This is a genomic window from Streptomyces sp. AC550_RSS872 (genome assembly GCF_019049285.1).
In the GTDB taxonomy this organism is placed as follows: Bacteria; Actinomycetota; Actinomycetes; order Streptomycetales; family Streptomycetaceae; genus Streptomyces.
In genome coordinates this window covers 1-219 of the sequence record NZ_JAGMUL010000142.1, presented here as the reverse complement: position 1 = coordinate 219, position 219 = coordinate 1, and the positions used below count along the sequence as shown (strand labels likewise).

Sequence of the window (219 nt, the reverse complement as noted above, 5' to 3'; positions counted from 1 at the left end):
AAGGCCTTCCCGTCGAACCCGTCGTCCCCGCTGGCCTACGCCAAGCTCACCGAGGACGAGCGCAACGCGCTCGCCGGTGCGCCGAAGTACTACGACAAGGGTTTCGACACGGACATCGACTGGTGGCTGAAGAACGAATCGGCCGTCACCAAGCGCTGGTTGGAGTGGGCTCGTGGCTGAATTCGGTATCGCCGCACCGTCGGTGAAGGTGGCCGGCAA

Annotated in this window: 1 pseudogene; it reads left to right on the top strand. The window is 64.4% G+C overall.

The features are described from left to right. A pseudogene (locus tag KUM44_RS36670) lies at positions 1-180 on the top strand (ABC transporter substrate-binding protein); the annotation flags it as partial. Positions 181-219: the final 39 nt, after the last annotated feature.